13 protein-coding genes are annotated in these 12933 nt (G+C 72.7%); 6 read left to right on the top strand and 7 right to left on the bottom strand.

Going from position 1 to position 12933, the window contains the following annotated elements; all coding sequences use genetic code 11:
• Positions 1–19: 19 nt before the first annotated feature.
• Positions 20–634 (bottom strand): TetR/AcrR family transcriptional regulator, encoded by a 615-nt coding sequence (locus OEIGOIKO_RS15995; RefSeq protein WP_125054632.1) that lies wholly within the window; start codon positions 632–634, stop codon positions 20–22.
• Positions 635–731: 97 nt separating this feature from the next.
• Here OEIGOIKO_RS15995 and OEIGOIKO_RS15990 point away from each other — a divergent pair, with 97 nt between their 5' ends.
• On the top strand, positions 732–1478 hold the full coding sequence (locus OEIGOIKO_RS15990) for a Clp protease N-terminal domain-containing protein (RefSeq protein WP_125054631.1): 747 nt from the start codon (positions 732–734) through the stop codon (positions 1476–1478).
• 47 nt (positions 1479–1525) lie between these two features.
• On the opposite strand, the gene OEIGOIKO_RS15985 is transcribed toward OEIGOIKO_RS15990, so the two are convergent.
• The 3 genes from OEIGOIKO_RS15985 to OEIGOIKO_RS15975 are packed head-to-tail and all read right to left on the bottom strand — an operon-like array spanning position 1526 to position 3254.
• Positions 1526–2281, bottom strand: coding sequence for an isocitrate lyase/PEP mutase family protein (locus OEIGOIKO_RS15985; protein ID WP_125054630.1), 756 nt, complete (start codon positions 2279–2281; stop codon positions 1526–1528).
• Entirely contained in the window at positions 2278–2766 is a 489-nt protein-coding gene (locus tag OEIGOIKO_RS15980) for a carboxymuconolactone decarboxylase family protein (protein ID WP_125054629.1), read from the bottom strand. The genes OEIGOIKO_RS15985 and OEIGOIKO_RS15980 overlap by 4 nt, the downstream gene beginning before the upstream one ends.
• Positions 2766–3254: a carboxymuconolactone decarboxylase family protein gene (locus tag OEIGOIKO_RS15975; RefSeq protein ID WP_125054628.1), complete on the bottom strand. Its 489-nt coding sequence runs from the start codon at positions 3252–3254 to the stop codon at positions 2766–2768. The genes OEIGOIKO_RS15980 and OEIGOIKO_RS15975 overlap by 1 nt, the downstream gene beginning before the upstream one ends.
• A gap of 47 nt (positions 3255–3301) precedes the next feature.
• Between OEIGOIKO_RS15975 and pdxR the strand changes: the two genes are divergently transcribed.
• Entirely contained in the window at positions 3302–4738 is a 1437-nt protein-coding gene (pdxR, locus tag OEIGOIKO_RS15970) for a MocR-like pyridoxine biosynthesis transcription factor PdxR (RefSeq protein WP_125054627.1), read from the top strand.
• Here pdxR and OEIGOIKO_RS15965 read toward each other — a convergent pair.
• Positions 4712–5635 (bottom strand): hypothetical protein, encoded by a 924-nt coding sequence (locus OEIGOIKO_RS15965; RefSeq protein WP_125058715.1) that lies wholly within the window; start codon positions 5633–5635, stop codon positions 4712–4714. The genes pdxR and OEIGOIKO_RS15965 overlap by 27 nt on opposite strands.
• Positions 5636–5761: 126 nt before the next feature.
• On the opposite strand from OEIGOIKO_RS15965, the gene OEIGOIKO_RS15960 reads away from it, so the two are divergent.
• Both OEIGOIKO_RS15960 and OEIGOIKO_RS15955 read left to right on the top strand, forming a co-directional pair.
• A complete protein-coding gene (locus OEIGOIKO_RS15960; RefSeq protein WP_125054626.1) occupies positions 5762–6175 on the top strand; it encodes a hypothetical protein in 414 nt (137 codons plus the stop codon).
• A gap of 40 nt (positions 6176–6215) precedes the next feature.
• Positions 6216–7409: a glutathionylspermidine synthase family protein gene (locus OEIGOIKO_RS15955; protein ID WP_125054625.1), complete on the top strand. Its 1194-nt coding sequence runs from the start codon at positions 6216–6218 to the stop codon at positions 7407–7409.
• Positions 7410–7544: 135 nt separating this feature from the next.
• On the opposite strand, the gene rocD is transcribed toward OEIGOIKO_RS15955, so the two are convergent.
• Positions 7545–8762 (bottom strand): ornithine--oxo-acid transaminase, encoded by a 1218-nt coding sequence (rocD, locus tag OEIGOIKO_RS15950; RefSeq protein ID WP_125054624.1) that lies wholly within the window; start codon positions 8760–8762, stop codon positions 7545–7547.
• A 250-nt stretch (positions 8763–9012) separates the two neighbouring features.
• Between rocD and OEIGOIKO_RS15945 the strand changes: the two genes are divergently transcribed.
• Positions 9013–10290: a serine hydroxymethyltransferase gene (locus tag OEIGOIKO_RS15945; protein WP_125054623.1), complete on the top strand. Its 1278-nt coding sequence runs from the start codon at positions 9013–9015 to the stop codon at positions 10288–10290.
• Here the strand turns inward: OEIGOIKO_RS15945 and OEIGOIKO_RS15940 are convergent.
• Positions 10254–11651 carry a cytochrome P450 family protein gene (locus OEIGOIKO_RS15940; protein ID WP_125054622.1) on the bottom strand — a complete coding sequence of 466 codons (1398 nt, stop codon included), beginning with the start codon at positions 11649–11651 and terminating at the stop codon, positions 10254–10256. The two genes, OEIGOIKO_RS15945 and OEIGOIKO_RS15940, sit on opposite strands and share 37 nt — an antisense overlap.
• Before the next feature lie 188 nt (positions 11652–11839).
• Between OEIGOIKO_RS15940 and trpS the strand changes: the two genes are divergently transcribed.
• The gene (trpS, locus tag OEIGOIKO_RS15935; protein WP_125054621.1) at positions 11840–12853 is read left to right on the top strand and encodes a tryptophan--tRNA ligase; all 1014 of its coding nucleotides are present in this window, start codon (positions 11840–11842) and stop codon (positions 12851–12853) included.
• The last annotated feature ends 80 nt before the right edge of the window (positions 12854–12933 follow it).

Raw genomic sequence — 12933 nt, 5'->3', positions numbered from 1 at the left:
GGTGAGGTGCGAGTCGTCTTCAGGCGCCGGACGGTGTGCCGGACGTGTCGCCGCCGGTCAGCCAGTCGACCATGCGCCGCAGTTCGGCCGTGTGCGTCGCCGGGTCGAAGTCCGGTTCCCCGGCGGAGAGATACGCGGCGTCCAGCAGCCCCTGGATCCAGGCGGCGACCCGTTCGGGCGGGAACGGGAGCGCCCGCCCCTCCTCGGCGAGGCGGGCCGCCAACGCCTCCAGGGTGGCCCGTACTTGCGCGGTGTCGGCCGTGATCAACCGGGCGAACTCCTCGTCCCGGTTGACCTGGAAGACGACCGCGGCGGCGAGTCCCGGCACGAGCGGGTCGGCGAGGTCGGTGAGCAGGTGGTCCACGAGGAGGCGGATGCCGTCCTCCGGCCGCTGCCGGGCGGTCGCGCGGGCGCACGCCTCGGCGTTGCGCGGCAGGTCGTCGGCGAACAGGGCGTGGAAGATGTCGCGCTTGGTGGCGAAGTAGTGGAAGAGCGTGCCGGAGCCGATCCCGGCGGCGCGGCAGATGCGCGCGGTGGAGGTGCCGTCGACGCCGTACGCGGCGAATTCGCCGGCCGCGGCGTCGAGGATGTGGGCCCGTTTGCGGGCGTGCTCTTCGGGATTGACAGTACGCATCGGCGCAATAGTAGAGCAGGTGCTCCAGGAAAGGTAGGCGGCGATGAATCGTCAACCAGGGGTTGACGGTCGAGTTGCGTCAACTTACGGTTGACGCATGACGGAGCCCAACCGCAGTACCCATCCGATCCGCCTCGACGACCTGATCGAGGCCATCAAGAAGGTCCACCCCGACGCGCTGGACCAGCTGACCGACGCGGTACTCGCCGCCGAGCACCTCGGTGAGGTCGCCGACCACCTGATCGGCCACTTCGTGGACCAGGCCCGCCGCTCGGGCGCGTCCTGGACGGACATCGGCAAGAGCATGGGCGTCACCAAGCAGGCCGCCCAGAAGCGGTTCGTGCCCAAGACGCCCGGGGAGGCGTCCGACCTGGACCCCGGCCAGGGGTTCAGCCGGTACACGGCACGTGCCCGGAACGTGGTGGTGACCTCGCAGAACGAGGCGCACGCCGCGGGCAACCCCGAGATCAGCCCGTTGCACCTGGTGCTCGGCCTGCTGGCCGAGCCGGAGGGCCTCGCGGCGCGGGCGATCGTGGCGCAGGGCGTGACGCTGGAAGGCGTCCGGCAGCGGGTGGCGGAGTTGCTGCCGGCCGCGGCCGGGGAGATGCCCGCGCTGATCCCGTTCGACGCGCAGGCGAAGAAGGCGCTGGAACTCACCTTCCGCGAGGCCCTGCGCCTGGGCCACAACTACGTCGGCACCGAGCACATCCTGCTCGCCCTGCTGGAACTGGAGGACGGCGAGGGCGTACTGCACGGCCTCGGCATCACCAAGGAGGCGTCCGAGGCCGATGTCGTGGCGGCCCTGGCCGAGATCATCGCCGCCACGCAGAAGAAGGAGAAGTGACCGGGCGGGGGTGGTGGCGCGCGCCGTCACCGCCCCCGCACCACACCTCAGCTCGAACGGAGTTCTTCCGCCAGGCCCCGCACCTCCGCCATCGCCCTCCGGTGCAGATTGCCTCCGAAGGTGATGCGGGACGCGCCCGCCGTCCCCAGCTTGCGCGGTGACAGGCCGCCCGGCAGAACAAGGGCGTTGACCGGCAGCCCGATCCGGTCCGCGAGCTCCCGCAGCACCTGCGGCGGCGCGAGGATCGGATACACGCAGTCGGCGCCCGCGGCGGCGTAGCGCAGCCCGCGCCGTACCGCCTCACCGACCTGGGCGGCCAGCACCGCCCCCGCGCTGCCCGGCCCGCCCGTGGCGCGCAGGAACACGTCCGTACGGGCATTGATCACCAGCTCGTCACCGGCCGCCACCCGGATCTCCGCCAGCCGGTCCGCCTGCCGGTCCACGTCGGCGAGCTGCTCGGTCCGCGGGTCGCTGTCCTCGATGTTGCAGCCCACCGCGCCGGTCGCGGCGATACGTTCCACCAGCTCCCGCGCGGGCAGTCCGTACCCGGCCTCCAGATCCGCCGTCACCGGCACGTCCACGGCCCGGACGATCCGGGCCACCGCCGCGAACATCTCGTCCGGCGGCGTGCTCCCGTCCGCGTACCCCAGCGACGCCGCGATGCCCGCGCTCGGCGTCGCCAGGGCCGGGAAGCCGGCCGCCGCGAAGATCCGCGCGCTCTCCGCGTCCCACGGGCCGGGCAGGACGAGCGGGTCGTCCGCCGCCCGGCCGTGGTGCAGGGCGCGTAAGGCGGCTGCGGTCACGCTCCGCCGCCGATGGGCTGGCGGACCGCGACGTTGATGCGGTTCCACATGTTGATGGTGGTGATCAGGGAGATCAGGTGGGCGAGTTCGCGCTCGTCGAAGTGGGCGGCGGCGCGTTCGTAGACCGCGTCCGGGACGAATCCTTCGGTCAGGACGGTGACGGCCTCGGTGAGGGCGAGGGCGGCCTGCTCCTTGGCGGAGTAGTGGGCGCCGGCCTCCTCCCAGGCGTTGAGGAGGTGGATGCGCTCCTCGGAGACCCCGGCCTTCTGCGCGTCCTTGACGTGCATGTCGAGGCAGAAGGCGCAGTGGTTGATCTGCGAGGCGCGGATCAGGACCAGCTCGGCCAGGACGTCGTCGCCCAGGCCCTTCTTCGCGGCGAGGTGTGCGTTCAGCAGGGGCTGGTAGACCCCCGGAGCGAGCTTGTAGAAGTTGAGGCGGGCGGAGTCGGTGGTCGTGTCGGTGGTGGTGTCGGTGGTGGTCGTCATCACGCCTGTCCGGGGGTCATACGGGTGGTCACGCCGAAGCGGTTCCACGCGTTGATGGTGGTGATCAGGGCAGTCAGCTGGGCCAGTCCGGCCTCGTCGAAGTGGGCGGCGGCCCGCTCGTACACGGCGTCCGGCACGAAGCCGTCGGTCAGCACGGTGATGGCCTCGGTCAGGGCGAAGGCGGCCTGCTCCTTCGGGGTGTAGTGGGCGCCGGCCTCCTCCCAGGCGTTGAGGAGGTACACGCGCTCCTCGGTCTCGCCCTCCTTGCGGGCCTCCTTGATGTGCATGTCGATGCAGAAGGCGCAGTGGTTGATCTGCGAGGCGCGGATCTTCACCAGGTGGACCAGCGCCGGGTCCAGGCCCTTCTTGGCGGCCGCGTCGAGGGCGACCATCGCCTTGTAGACCTCGGGGGCGTTGGGGGCGATGGAGATCCTCGGCTGGTGGTGCCCGTGCCGGGGGTTCTGCGGTGTCTCGTCCGTCGTCGTCATGACAGTGACACTATGCCGTCATTGGCGCACGGGTATGGTCCATTCATATGGACAATTCCTGGGCCACTTTCGGCCGCGACCTGCACCTGGACCTCTCCGGTCCCGGCGGGCTGCGCGCCTGCCTGATGCGGTCCCTGCGCGAGGCCGTCCGTACGGGCCGCCTGACGCCCGGCACCCGGCTGCCGTCCTCCCGTACGCTCGCCGCCGACCTCGGGATCGCCCGCAACACCGTCGCCGACGCGTACGCCGAGCTGGCCGCCGAAGGCTGGCTCAGCGCCCGGCAGGGCTCCGGCACCCGCGTCGCCCGGCGCGCCGAACCGGCCCGCTCCGCCCCGTCCGCCCGGCGCTCCGCCCGGACCCCGGTACCCGACCGTCCGCGCCACGACCTGCGGCCCGGCACCCCGGACGTCTCCGGCTTCCCCCGCGCCGCCTGGCTCGCCGCCGCCCGCCGCGCGCTCACCGCCGCCCCCAACGACGCGTTCGGCTACAGCCCGCCTCTCGGCCGCCCGGAACTGCGTACCGTGCTCGCCGACTACCTGTCCCGCGCCCGCGGCGTACGGACCGACCCCGAGCACGTCCTCGTCTGCACCGGCTTCATGCAGGGCCTCGGCCTGCTCGCCCGCGTCCTGCGGGACTCGGGCGTGCGCGGGATCGGCACCGAGGCGTACGGCCTCCCCTTCCACCGCGACGTGCTGACCCGCGCCGGCCTGCGCCCCGCCCCGCTGCCCGTCGACGCGCACGGCGCGGACACCGGACGGCTGGCGGAGCTGCCCGGCGTACAGGCGGCGCTGCTCACTCCGGCGCACCAGTTCCCCACCGGTGTACCGCTGCATCCGGACCGCCGCGCCGCCGTCATCGACTGGGCGCGCGCGGGCGGCGGGCTGGTGCTGGAGGACGATTACGACGGGGAGTTCCGGTACGACCGGCAGCCGGTGGGCGCCTTGCAAGGACTCGACCCGGACCGTGTCGCCTACCTCGGCACCGCGAGCAAGAGCCTCGCTCCCGCGCTGCGGCTGGCGTGGACGGTGCTCCCCGACCACCTCGTCGATCCGGTGCTGGCCCTCAAGAGCCAAGGGGAGTGGCAGACCGGCGCGCTGGAACAGCTCACGCTCGCCGAGTTCATGGCCTCCGGCGCGTACGACCGGCACGTACGCGGCATGCGGCTGCGCTACCGGCGCCGCCGCGACCAGCTCGTCACCGCGCTGGCCGAACAGGCCCCGCACATCCGGGTCAGCGGCATCGCGGCGGGCCTGCACGTCGTCCTGGAGCTGCCGCCCGGCACCGAGCAGTCCGTCGTCCAGGCGGCCCGGTGGCAGGGGCTGGCGCTGGAGGGGCTGAGTACGTTCGCGCACCCGGGGGGACAGGGAGGGGCGGGTGGTGCTGCGGCGCGGGACGGGTTGGTCGTGGCGTACGGCAGGCCGCCCGACCATGCCTTCGCGGGGGTGCTGGAGGCGCTGTTACGGGTCCTGCCGCCCGCGCCGTAGACCGCTCCCGGCCGATGCCTCGGCCGTCATGTCGGCAGGCCCGGCCGCTCCCTCCGCCGCCGTAGTCCCCGCCTCCTCCGGCGCCTCCCCGAAGCGGGCCAGCGCGAGCGCGCCCAGCACCGCCAGCGCGAACCCCGCGACGCCCAGGGGCGCCAGTCCGGCCCGGGTCCGGTCGCCCAGCCAGACCACGCCGACCAGGGCGGGCCCGAGCGTCTCGCCGATGACCATGCCCGCCGTGGCCGCCGTCACCGAGCCGCGCTGGAGGGCCGAGGTCAGCAGCAGGAAGGCCGCGCCGCCGCCGACGAGCAGGGCGTACGTGGCGGGGTTGGACAGCAGCGACGCGGGTGACAGGTCGGGGATCAGGCGTACGGCGACCTCCACGACGCCGAAGCCCAACCCGGCGCCCAGCCCCAGCGCCGCCGCCCGCGCCCGTCCGGGCAACCGCCCGGCCGGCACGCCCCAGGCCAGGATCGCCAGCGCGACGGCCAGCGTCCCGAAGCGCAGCGCGGTGGAGCCCGTGCCCTTCCCCTCCGCGCCCGAGGCCAGCCCGAGCAGGGCCAGCCCGCCGCAGACCACCAGCACGGCGGCCCACTCCGCCCGGCTCAGCCGTACCCGCAGCAGCGGTACGGCGACGACGGCGGTCACCGCGAGACTGGCGGCGAGGGCCGCGCCCACCGCGTAGATCGGCAGCGAGCGCAGCGCCACCAGTTCGAGGAGGAAGCCGCAGCCGTCCAGGGCGAGGCCGAGCAGATAGCGCCACTGGCCCAGGACGCGCAGGAGAAGTCTGGGGTCCACACCCGACCGCGAGCCGGTCCCGGGGGCGGTGGCGCGGGCCGCCACTGCCTGAAGGACCGACGCCGTACCGAAGCAGACCGCCGAACCGAGCGCACAGATCATCCCAAGCAGCACACATCGACTGTAGGCGCGCTGCCGGTCCCGGGCCCGTTGCGTCCTGCCGGGTCCTGGCCTTTAGGGTGAGCTGGCCAAAAACAGTTGCCACAGATGTACGGGGGTAGGCAAGGGATGGCAGAGCACACGAAGGCCCGGCGGAGGCTGCGGTCGAGCACGGTGGTACTGGGCAGCATGGGCGCGCTGGCGGCAGCGCTCACCTCCTGCGGCTCGGAACCGGACAAGCGCTGCGTCGACCGGAACAGCTACGACGCGGTCAAGGGCTACCGGGTCATCGACTCCAAGTCCTGCAAGAGCGGCAGCGGGTCGAGCGGCACCGGCAGCACGGGCGGCTCGGGCAGTTCGGGCTCGTCGTCCGGCAAGGGCAAGGGCGCCCCCGGAGGCACCGCCGGACGCGGCCAGAAGGTCGACGGCCAGTGGTATTACGGCTCCGACGTCAGCGGCCGGTATGCCGACTCCGGGACGTTCAGCCACAGCACCGCCGTCAACCGCGGCGGCTTCGGCTGCTCCGGCTCCAGCGGCGGGTGACGGCGGTGCGACGGAACGGAGCGTCCGGGGTGATCCCCGTATGAAGCGGCACACCATCCAGCCGCGCCCCGGCTGGCAGCAGACCGTCGAGGAGCAGGGCCTGATCTACCCGCTGACCCGCTACCCGGACGACTCGCTGCGCCCCTACTGGGACGAGAGCGCGTACTACTCCTTCTCGCTGCCCGAGGTCGAGGCGCTGGAGGAGGCCGTCGAGGAACTGCACGCCATGTGCCTGGCCGCCGCCGCGCACATCGTCGAGCACCGGCGTTTCGCCGACCTCGGCATCGAGGACCGGCGGCTGGCGGACCTGGTCGCCGAGTCCTGGCACCGGCGGGCCGAACTGCCCACCCTCTACGGGCGGTTCGATCTGCGCTACGACGGCACCGGGCCCGCCAAGATGCTGGAGTACAACGCGGACACGCCGACTTCGCTGGTCGAGGCGGCGGGCCCGCAGTGGTTCTGGATGGAGGAACGTTTCCCCGGCGCCGACCAGTGGAATTCGCTGCACGAACGGCTGGTGGACGCCTGGCGCAGACAAGCCGAGCTGCTGCCGCCGGGCGCGCCGGTGCACTTCGCGCACTCCGCCGGTGACGAGCTGGGCGAGGATCTGATGACCGTCGCCTATCTGGAGGAGACGGCCCAGCAGGCCGGGCTGGAGACGGTGGCGATACCGGTCGAGGAGATCGGCTGGGACCGCCTCTCGGGCCGCTTCGTCGACCAGCGGCTGCGCTTCATCCGGTCCTGCTTCAAGCTCTACCCGTGGGAGTGGCTGGCCACCGACGAGTTCGGGCCGCACGTCCTCGACACGCTCGACAACGGCGGCGGCACCGGCACCACCCTGTGGATCGAGCCCGCCTGGAAGATGCTCCTCTCCAACAAGGCGCTCCTCGCCGTCCTCTGGGAGCTGTACCCGGGCCACCCGAACCTGCTGCCCGCCTACCTCGACGGGCCGCGCGAACTGGCGGACGGACCGGGCGCGCCCGGATACGTGGCCAAGCCGCTGCTCGGCCGTGAGGGCGCCGGCGTCACCGTCCACGAGCCGGGCGCGGCCCCCGTCGTACGCGACGAGCCGTGCTGCTACCAGGAGTTGGCCCCGCTGCCCGACTTCGACGGCAACCGGGTGGTGCTCGGCGCGTGGGTCGTCGAGGACGAGTCGGCGGGGCTCGGCATCCGGGAGTCGGCGGGGCTGGTCACGGACGAGTACGCCCGGTTCCTGCCGCACGTGATCCTGTGAGGCGCGGCCCCGCGTCCTGAGAGAGGCGCGGCCCCGCGTCCTGAGAGGGGCGCGGCCCTGCGTCCTGAGAGGGGCGAGGCCCCGCGTCCTGAGAGGGGCGAGGCCCTGCGTCCTGAGAGGGGCGCGGCCCCGCGATCACCCGGCCAGCACGGTCCGGAGCTGGTCCAGCCCCCAGTCCAGGTCCTCCTTGGTGATGATCAGCGGGGGCGCCAGCCGGATCGTGCTGCCGTGGGTGTCCTTGACCAGCACACCGCGCTCCATCAGCCGCTCCGAGATCTCCCGGCCCGTCCCCAGGGCCGGGTCGATGTCGACCCCGGCCCACAGCCCGCGTCCGCGCACCGCGTCCACCGCGCCGCCGCCCACCAGCAGCCCCAGCTCGTGGTGCAGGTGCTCGCCCAGTTCCGTGGCGCGCTGCTGGTACTCGCCCGTCCGCAGCATCGCCAGGACCTCCAGCGCCACCGCGCACGCGAGCGGGTTGCCGCCGAACGTCGAACCGTGCTCGCCCGGCCGGAACAGCCCCAGCACCTCACGCGAGGAGACCACCGCCGACACCGGCACGATGCCGCCGCCCAGCGCCTTGCCGAGCACGTACATGTCCGGCACCACGTCCTCGTGCCGGCAGGCGAAGTCCGCGCCGGTGCGGCCCAGGCCGGACTGGATCTCGTCCGCGATGAACAGCACGTCGCGCTCGCGGGTCAACTCCCGTACGCCCGGCAGGTATCCGGGCGGCGGCATCAGTACGCCCGCCTCACCCTGGATCGGTTCGATCAGCACCGCCACGGTGTCCTCGTCCACCGCGTCCGCCAGCGCCCGGAGATCGCCGTACGGGACGATCTCGAAGCCCGGGGTGTACGGGCCGTAGTCGGCCCGCGCCTCCGGGTCGGTGGAGAAGGAGACGATCGTGGTCGTCCGGCCGTGGAAGTTGTTGTCCGCCACGACGATCTTCGCCCGGCCGTCCGGGACGCCCTTGGCCCGGTACCCCCACTTGCGGGCGGTCTTGACCGCCGTCTCGACGGCCTCCGCGCCGGTGTTCATCGGCAGCACCATCTCCATGCCGCAGAACTCCGCGAGGCGCGTGCAGAACTCGGCGAACCGGTCGTGGTGGAAGGCGCGCGACGTCAGGGTCACCCGGTCCAGCTGCGCCTTGGCCGCCTCGATCAGCCGCCGGTTGCCGTGGCCGAAGTTGAGCGCCGAGTACCCGGCGAGCATGTCCAGGTAGCGCTTGCCCTCGACGTCCGTCATCCAGGCCCCCTCGGCGGAGGCCACGACGACGGGAAGCGGGTGGTAGTTGTGCGCGCTGTGGGCTTCGGCGGCGGCGATGCTGCGTTCCGTGGACGTCGTGGGGGTCACCATTGACTCCGTTCGGTATGCGGGCGAATCCGGGCGAAAAAATCCCGTTGGGCGGACGGTATGCGAAGAAAGGTTGCGTCGGACACCCCCCGATAGACTGGCCTCGCGCGCCGCGACTGGCGTACGGGGAACAGACCTCGGGGGAACGGTGCGCGGCCGTCGCAGGACGGCCCGCCACGAGGTGCCGCCCTGCCTGGGCACCCGGGGAGCACGACCGGAAAGCCGTACGAGACCGATCGCCCCGGAGGACCCCATGAGCCGTCCCCTGTCCCACCCCGCCCTCGCCGCCGCCGACCCCGAACTGGCCGCACTGGTCGATGCCGAGGAACGCCTCCAGACCGAGACGCTGCGCCTGATCCCCTCCGAGAACTACGTGTCCACCGCGGTCCTCGAAGCCACCGGCACCGTCCTCCAGAACAAGTACAGCGAGGGATACGCCGGCCGTCGCTACTACGAAGGCCAGCAGAACATCGATCGTGTCGAGCGGCTGGCCGCCGACCGCGCCAAGGCCGTCTTCGGTGTCGAGCACGCCAACGTCCAGCCGTACTCCGGCTCCCCCGCCAACCTCGCCGTCTACCTCGCCTTCGCCGAGCCCGGCGACACCGTGATGGGCATGGCGCTGCCGATGGGCGGCCACCTCACGCACGGCTGGGGCGTCTCGGCCACCGGCAAGTGGTTCCGGGGCGTGCAGTACGGCGTACGGGCCGACACCGCCCGTATCGACTTCGACGAGGTGCGCGACCTGGCCCTCAAGGAGCGCCCGAAGCTGATCTTCTGCGGCGGTACGGCCGTGCCGCGCACCATCGACTTCGCCGCCTTCGCCGAGATCGCCCGTGAGGTCGACGCCGTCCTGGTCGCCGACATCGCGCACATCGCCGGACTGGTCGCGGGCGGCGCCCACCCCTCACCGGTGCCGCACGCCGACGTCATCTCCACCACCACCCACAAGACGCTGCGCGGCCCGCGCGGCGCCATGCTGATGTCCCGCGAGCAGTACGCGAAGCCCCTGGACAAGGCGGTCTTCCCGGGTCTTCAGGGCGGCCCGCACAACCACACCACCGCCGCCGTCGCGGTCGCCCTCCACGAGGCCGCGCAGCCGTCCTTCCGTGACTACGCGCACGCCGTCGTCGCCAACGCCAAGGCCCTCGCCGAACAGCTCCTGGCCCGCGGCTTCGACCTGGTCTCCGGCGGTACGGACAACCACCTGATCCTGATGGACCTCACCCCCAAGGAGGTGCCCGGCAAGATCGCCGCCAAGGCGCTGGACCGGGCCGGGATCGTCGTCAACTACAACACCGTCCCGTTCGACACCCGCAAGCCGTTCGACCCGTCCGGCATCCGCATCGGCACCCCGTCGCTGACCTCGCGCGGCCTGGGCACCGAGCACATGCCGCAGGTCGCCGACTGGATCACCCGGGGCGTCGAGGCCGCGGGCGCGGGCGACGAGGACGCGCTCGGCACGGTCCGCGCCGAGGTGGCCGAGCTGATGGCGGCTCATCCGGCGCCGGGGCTGGTCGCCGATCCCTCCTGACCGGCTCCGGGCTCGGGGCCGTCGGCCGCCCCCAGGTCCCGGCCCAGCCGTACCGGAAACTCCGTGACGCTGTTGCCCACGAAGGTGGGCAGCGGCGACAGGTCCGCCTCCGGCACGGCCAGGGCCAGGTCGGGGAACCGGTCGAACAGCGCCCGCAGTGCGATGCCGGCCTCCAGGCGGGCCAGCGGCGCGCCCGGACAGACGTGCGCGCCGTGCCCGAAGGCCAGGTGCCGGGCGGCGGGCCGCCGCGTCACGTCGAAGCGGTCCGCGTCCGGCCCGTACACCTCCGGGTCCAGCCCGGCCGCCCCGTACGAGGCGAGCACCGGCGACCCCCGGGGGACGAGCGTGCCGCCGATGTCCAGGTCCCGGGTCGGATAGCGGAACGGGAAATTGGCCACCGGACTGTCGTGGCGCAGCGTCTCCTCGACCGCGTCCGCCCAGCCCGCCCGCCCGGAGCGGACCAGCTCCAGTTGCCCGCGGTCGGCGCACAGGGCCCGTACCGCGTTGATGATCAGGTCGAGGGTGGTCTGGTGCCCGGCGGCGATGGTCAGCAGCAGGGTGCCGATCAGCTCCTGCTCGCTCAGCCGGGCCTCATCCGCGTCGCACGCCGCGATGAGCGCGCTGGTCAGGTCGTCGCCCGGCGCCGCGCGGCGGGCCGCCACGACCTGGGCGAGGACCGCGACCAGCTCCCGGTTGGCCGCCAGTACCGTCTCCGGGTCGAGGGTGGTGTTCACGACCAGGCCCGACAGTTCGTGCAGCCGGTCCCGGAACTCCTCGTCCACGCCGATGAGTTCCGAGATCACCCGCATGGGCAGCGGATAGGCGAAGCCCTGTCGGAGGTCGACCGTCCCGCCGCCCTGTGCCGCCAGGGCGGGCAGGCCGTCGAGCAGCTCGGCGGTGATCCCCTCCACCCGCGGCCGCAGCGCCGCCACCCGCCGGGGCGACAGCGCCTTGACGACCGGCTCCCGCAGCCGCCGGTGGTCCGCGCCGTCGGCCGTGGTCATCCCGTCCACGGTCGCGAAGGTGGTGAGCTGCCAGCCGGACGGGATACGGCCCTCGCGCAGCGCGGCGAAGTGGCAGGCGTCCTTGGCCACTTCCGGGTGGGTGAGGAAGGCGCGCAGGGCGTGGTGGCGGGTCACGGCGTGGCCGAGGACGCCCCCGGGGAGCACCACCGGCACGGCGGGGCCGCGGGCCTGCAGCTCCTGGGCGGTCTCGCGCAGGCCGGCTCCGGTGGGGTCGAGGGGGTAGGGGGAGGAGGGGGAAGGGGAGGAGGGGGAGGCCGGGGGAGTGTTCGGGGCTGATCCGGGTGCCGTACCGGACGAAGAGGCCGTACCGGACGAAGGGGCATCGGCTTCGGTCATGGCTCCACGGTCGCAGTTCCGGGGGGCGGGGAACAGGGTGCCGACGGGGCTGGCGGCTGTACGGCCCCGGTCAGGCACCCCGTGCGCACGCCCAGGCACCACCCGTACGCCCTCCCGGTCGCCCCCGATGCCCCCGCCGCTGCCCGGCCGCGCGCCGGACCTGTCCGCGGACCTGAGAGAATGCCACCATGGCTCTCGATCGTCCGCGTGTACTCTCCGGGATTCAGCCCACGGCGGGCTCCTTCCACCTCGGCAACTACCTCGGCGCCGTCCGCCAGTGGGTGGCCCTGCAGGAGTCCCACGACGCCTTCTACATGGTGGTGGACCTGCACGCGATCACCGTGCCGCAGGACCCGACGGCCCTTCGCGCGAACACCCGGCTGGCCGCCGCGCAGCTGCTGGCCGCCGGTCTCGACCCGGAGCGCTGCACCCTCTTCATCCAGAGCCACGTCCCCGAGCACGCCCAGCTCGCCTGGGTCATGAACTGCCTGACCGGCTTCGGCGAGGCCAGCCGGATGACGCAGTTCAAGGACAAGTCGGCCAAGCAGGGTGCCGACCGCACCAGCGTCGGCCTGTTCACGTACCCGATCCTGCAGATCGCCGACATCCTGCTCTACCAGGCCCACCAGGTCCCGGTGGGCGAGGACCAGCGCCAGCACATCGAGCTGACCCGCGACCTCGCCGAGCGGTTCAACGGCCGCTACGGCGACACCTTCACCGTCCCGGCGCCGTACATCCTGAAGGAGACCGGCAAGGTCTACGACCTCCAGGACCCGACGGTCAAGATGAGCAAGTCGGCGTCGTCGGCCAAGGGCATCATCAACCTGCTGGACGAGCCCAAGACCTCCGCCAAGAAGATCAAGAGCGCGGTCACCGACACCGACACGGTGATCCGCTACGACGCCGAGGCGAAGCCGGGCGTCTCCAACCTGCTGACGATCTACTCCACCCTCACCGGCGAGTCCGTCGCCGACCTGGAGAAGAAGTACGAGGGCAAGATGTACGGCGCCCTCAAGACCGACCTCGCGGAGATCATGGTCGACTTCGTCACACCGTTCCGGGACCGTACGCAGGAATATCTCGACGACCCCGAGACGCTGGACTCGGTCCTGGCCAAGGGTGCCGAGAAGGCACGCGCGGTGGCCGCCGAGACGCTGGCCTCGACGTACGAGCGGATCGGGTTCCTGCCCGCCAAGCACTGACCGGCCGGGCCGGGGCCCGACGCGCCCCGGCCCGTCGCCGTACAGGGTCTTCGGGCCCGGGTGCGGCGGGACCAAGGACG

Source organism: Streptomyces paromomycinus, from assembly GCF_003865155.1.
GTDB lineage: Bacteria > Actinomycetota > Actinomycetes > Streptomycetales > Streptomycetaceae > Streptomyces > Streptomyces chrestomyceticus.
This window is presented reverse-complemented; position numbering and strand designations above follow the sequence as displayed.

Excerpts from the sequence above, each read along its gene's own strand:
- OEIGOIKO_RS15995 (WP_125054632.1), bottom strand. The coding sequence starts at position 634 with ATGCGTACTGTCAATCCCGAAGAGCACGCCCGCAAACGGGCCCACATC.
- OEIGOIKO_RS15990 (WP_125054631.1), top strand. The coding sequence starts at position 732 with ATGACGGAGCCCAACCGCAGTACCCATCCGATCCGCCTCGACGACCTG.
- OEIGOIKO_RS15980 (WP_125054629.1), bottom strand. The coding sequence starts at position 2,766 with ATGACGACCACCACCGACACCACCACCGACACGACCACCGACTCCGCC.
- OEIGOIKO_RS15975 (WP_125054628.1), bottom strand. The coding sequence starts at position 3,254 with ATGACGACGACGGACGAGACACCGCAGAACCCCCGGCACGGGCACCAC.
- pdxR (WP_125054627.1), top strand. The coding sequence starts at position 3,302 with ATGGACAATTCCTGGGCCACTTTCGGCCGCGACCTGCACCTGGACCTC.
- OEIGOIKO_RS15965 (WP_125058715.1), bottom strand. The coding sequence starts at position 5,635 with ATGATCTGTGCGCTCGGTTCGGCGGTCTGCTTCGGTACGGCGTCGGTC.
- OEIGOIKO_RS15960 (WP_125054626.1), top strand. The coding sequence starts at position 5,762 with ATGGCAGAGCACACGAAGGCCCGGCGGAGGCTGCGGTCGAGCACGGTG.
- OEIGOIKO_RS15955 (WP_125054625.1), top strand. The coding sequence starts at position 6,216 with ATGAAGCGGCACACCATCCAGCCGCGCCCCGGCTGGCAGCAGACCGTC.
- rocD (WP_125054624.1), bottom strand. The coding sequence starts at position 8,762 with ATGGTGACCCCCACGACGTCCACGGAACGCAGCATCGCCGCCGCCGAA.
- OEIGOIKO_RS15945 (WP_125054623.1), top strand. The coding sequence starts at position 9,013 with ATGAGCCGTCCCCTGTCCCACCCCGCCCTCGCCGCCGCCGACCCCGAA.
- OEIGOIKO_RS15940 (WP_125054622.1), bottom strand. The coding sequence starts at position 11,651 with ATGACCGAAGCCGATGCCCCTTCGTCCGGTACGGCCTCTTCGTCCGGT.
- trpS (WP_125054621.1), top strand. The coding sequence starts at position 11,840 with ATGGCTCTCGATCGTCCGCGTGTACTCTCCGGGATTCAGCCCACGGCG.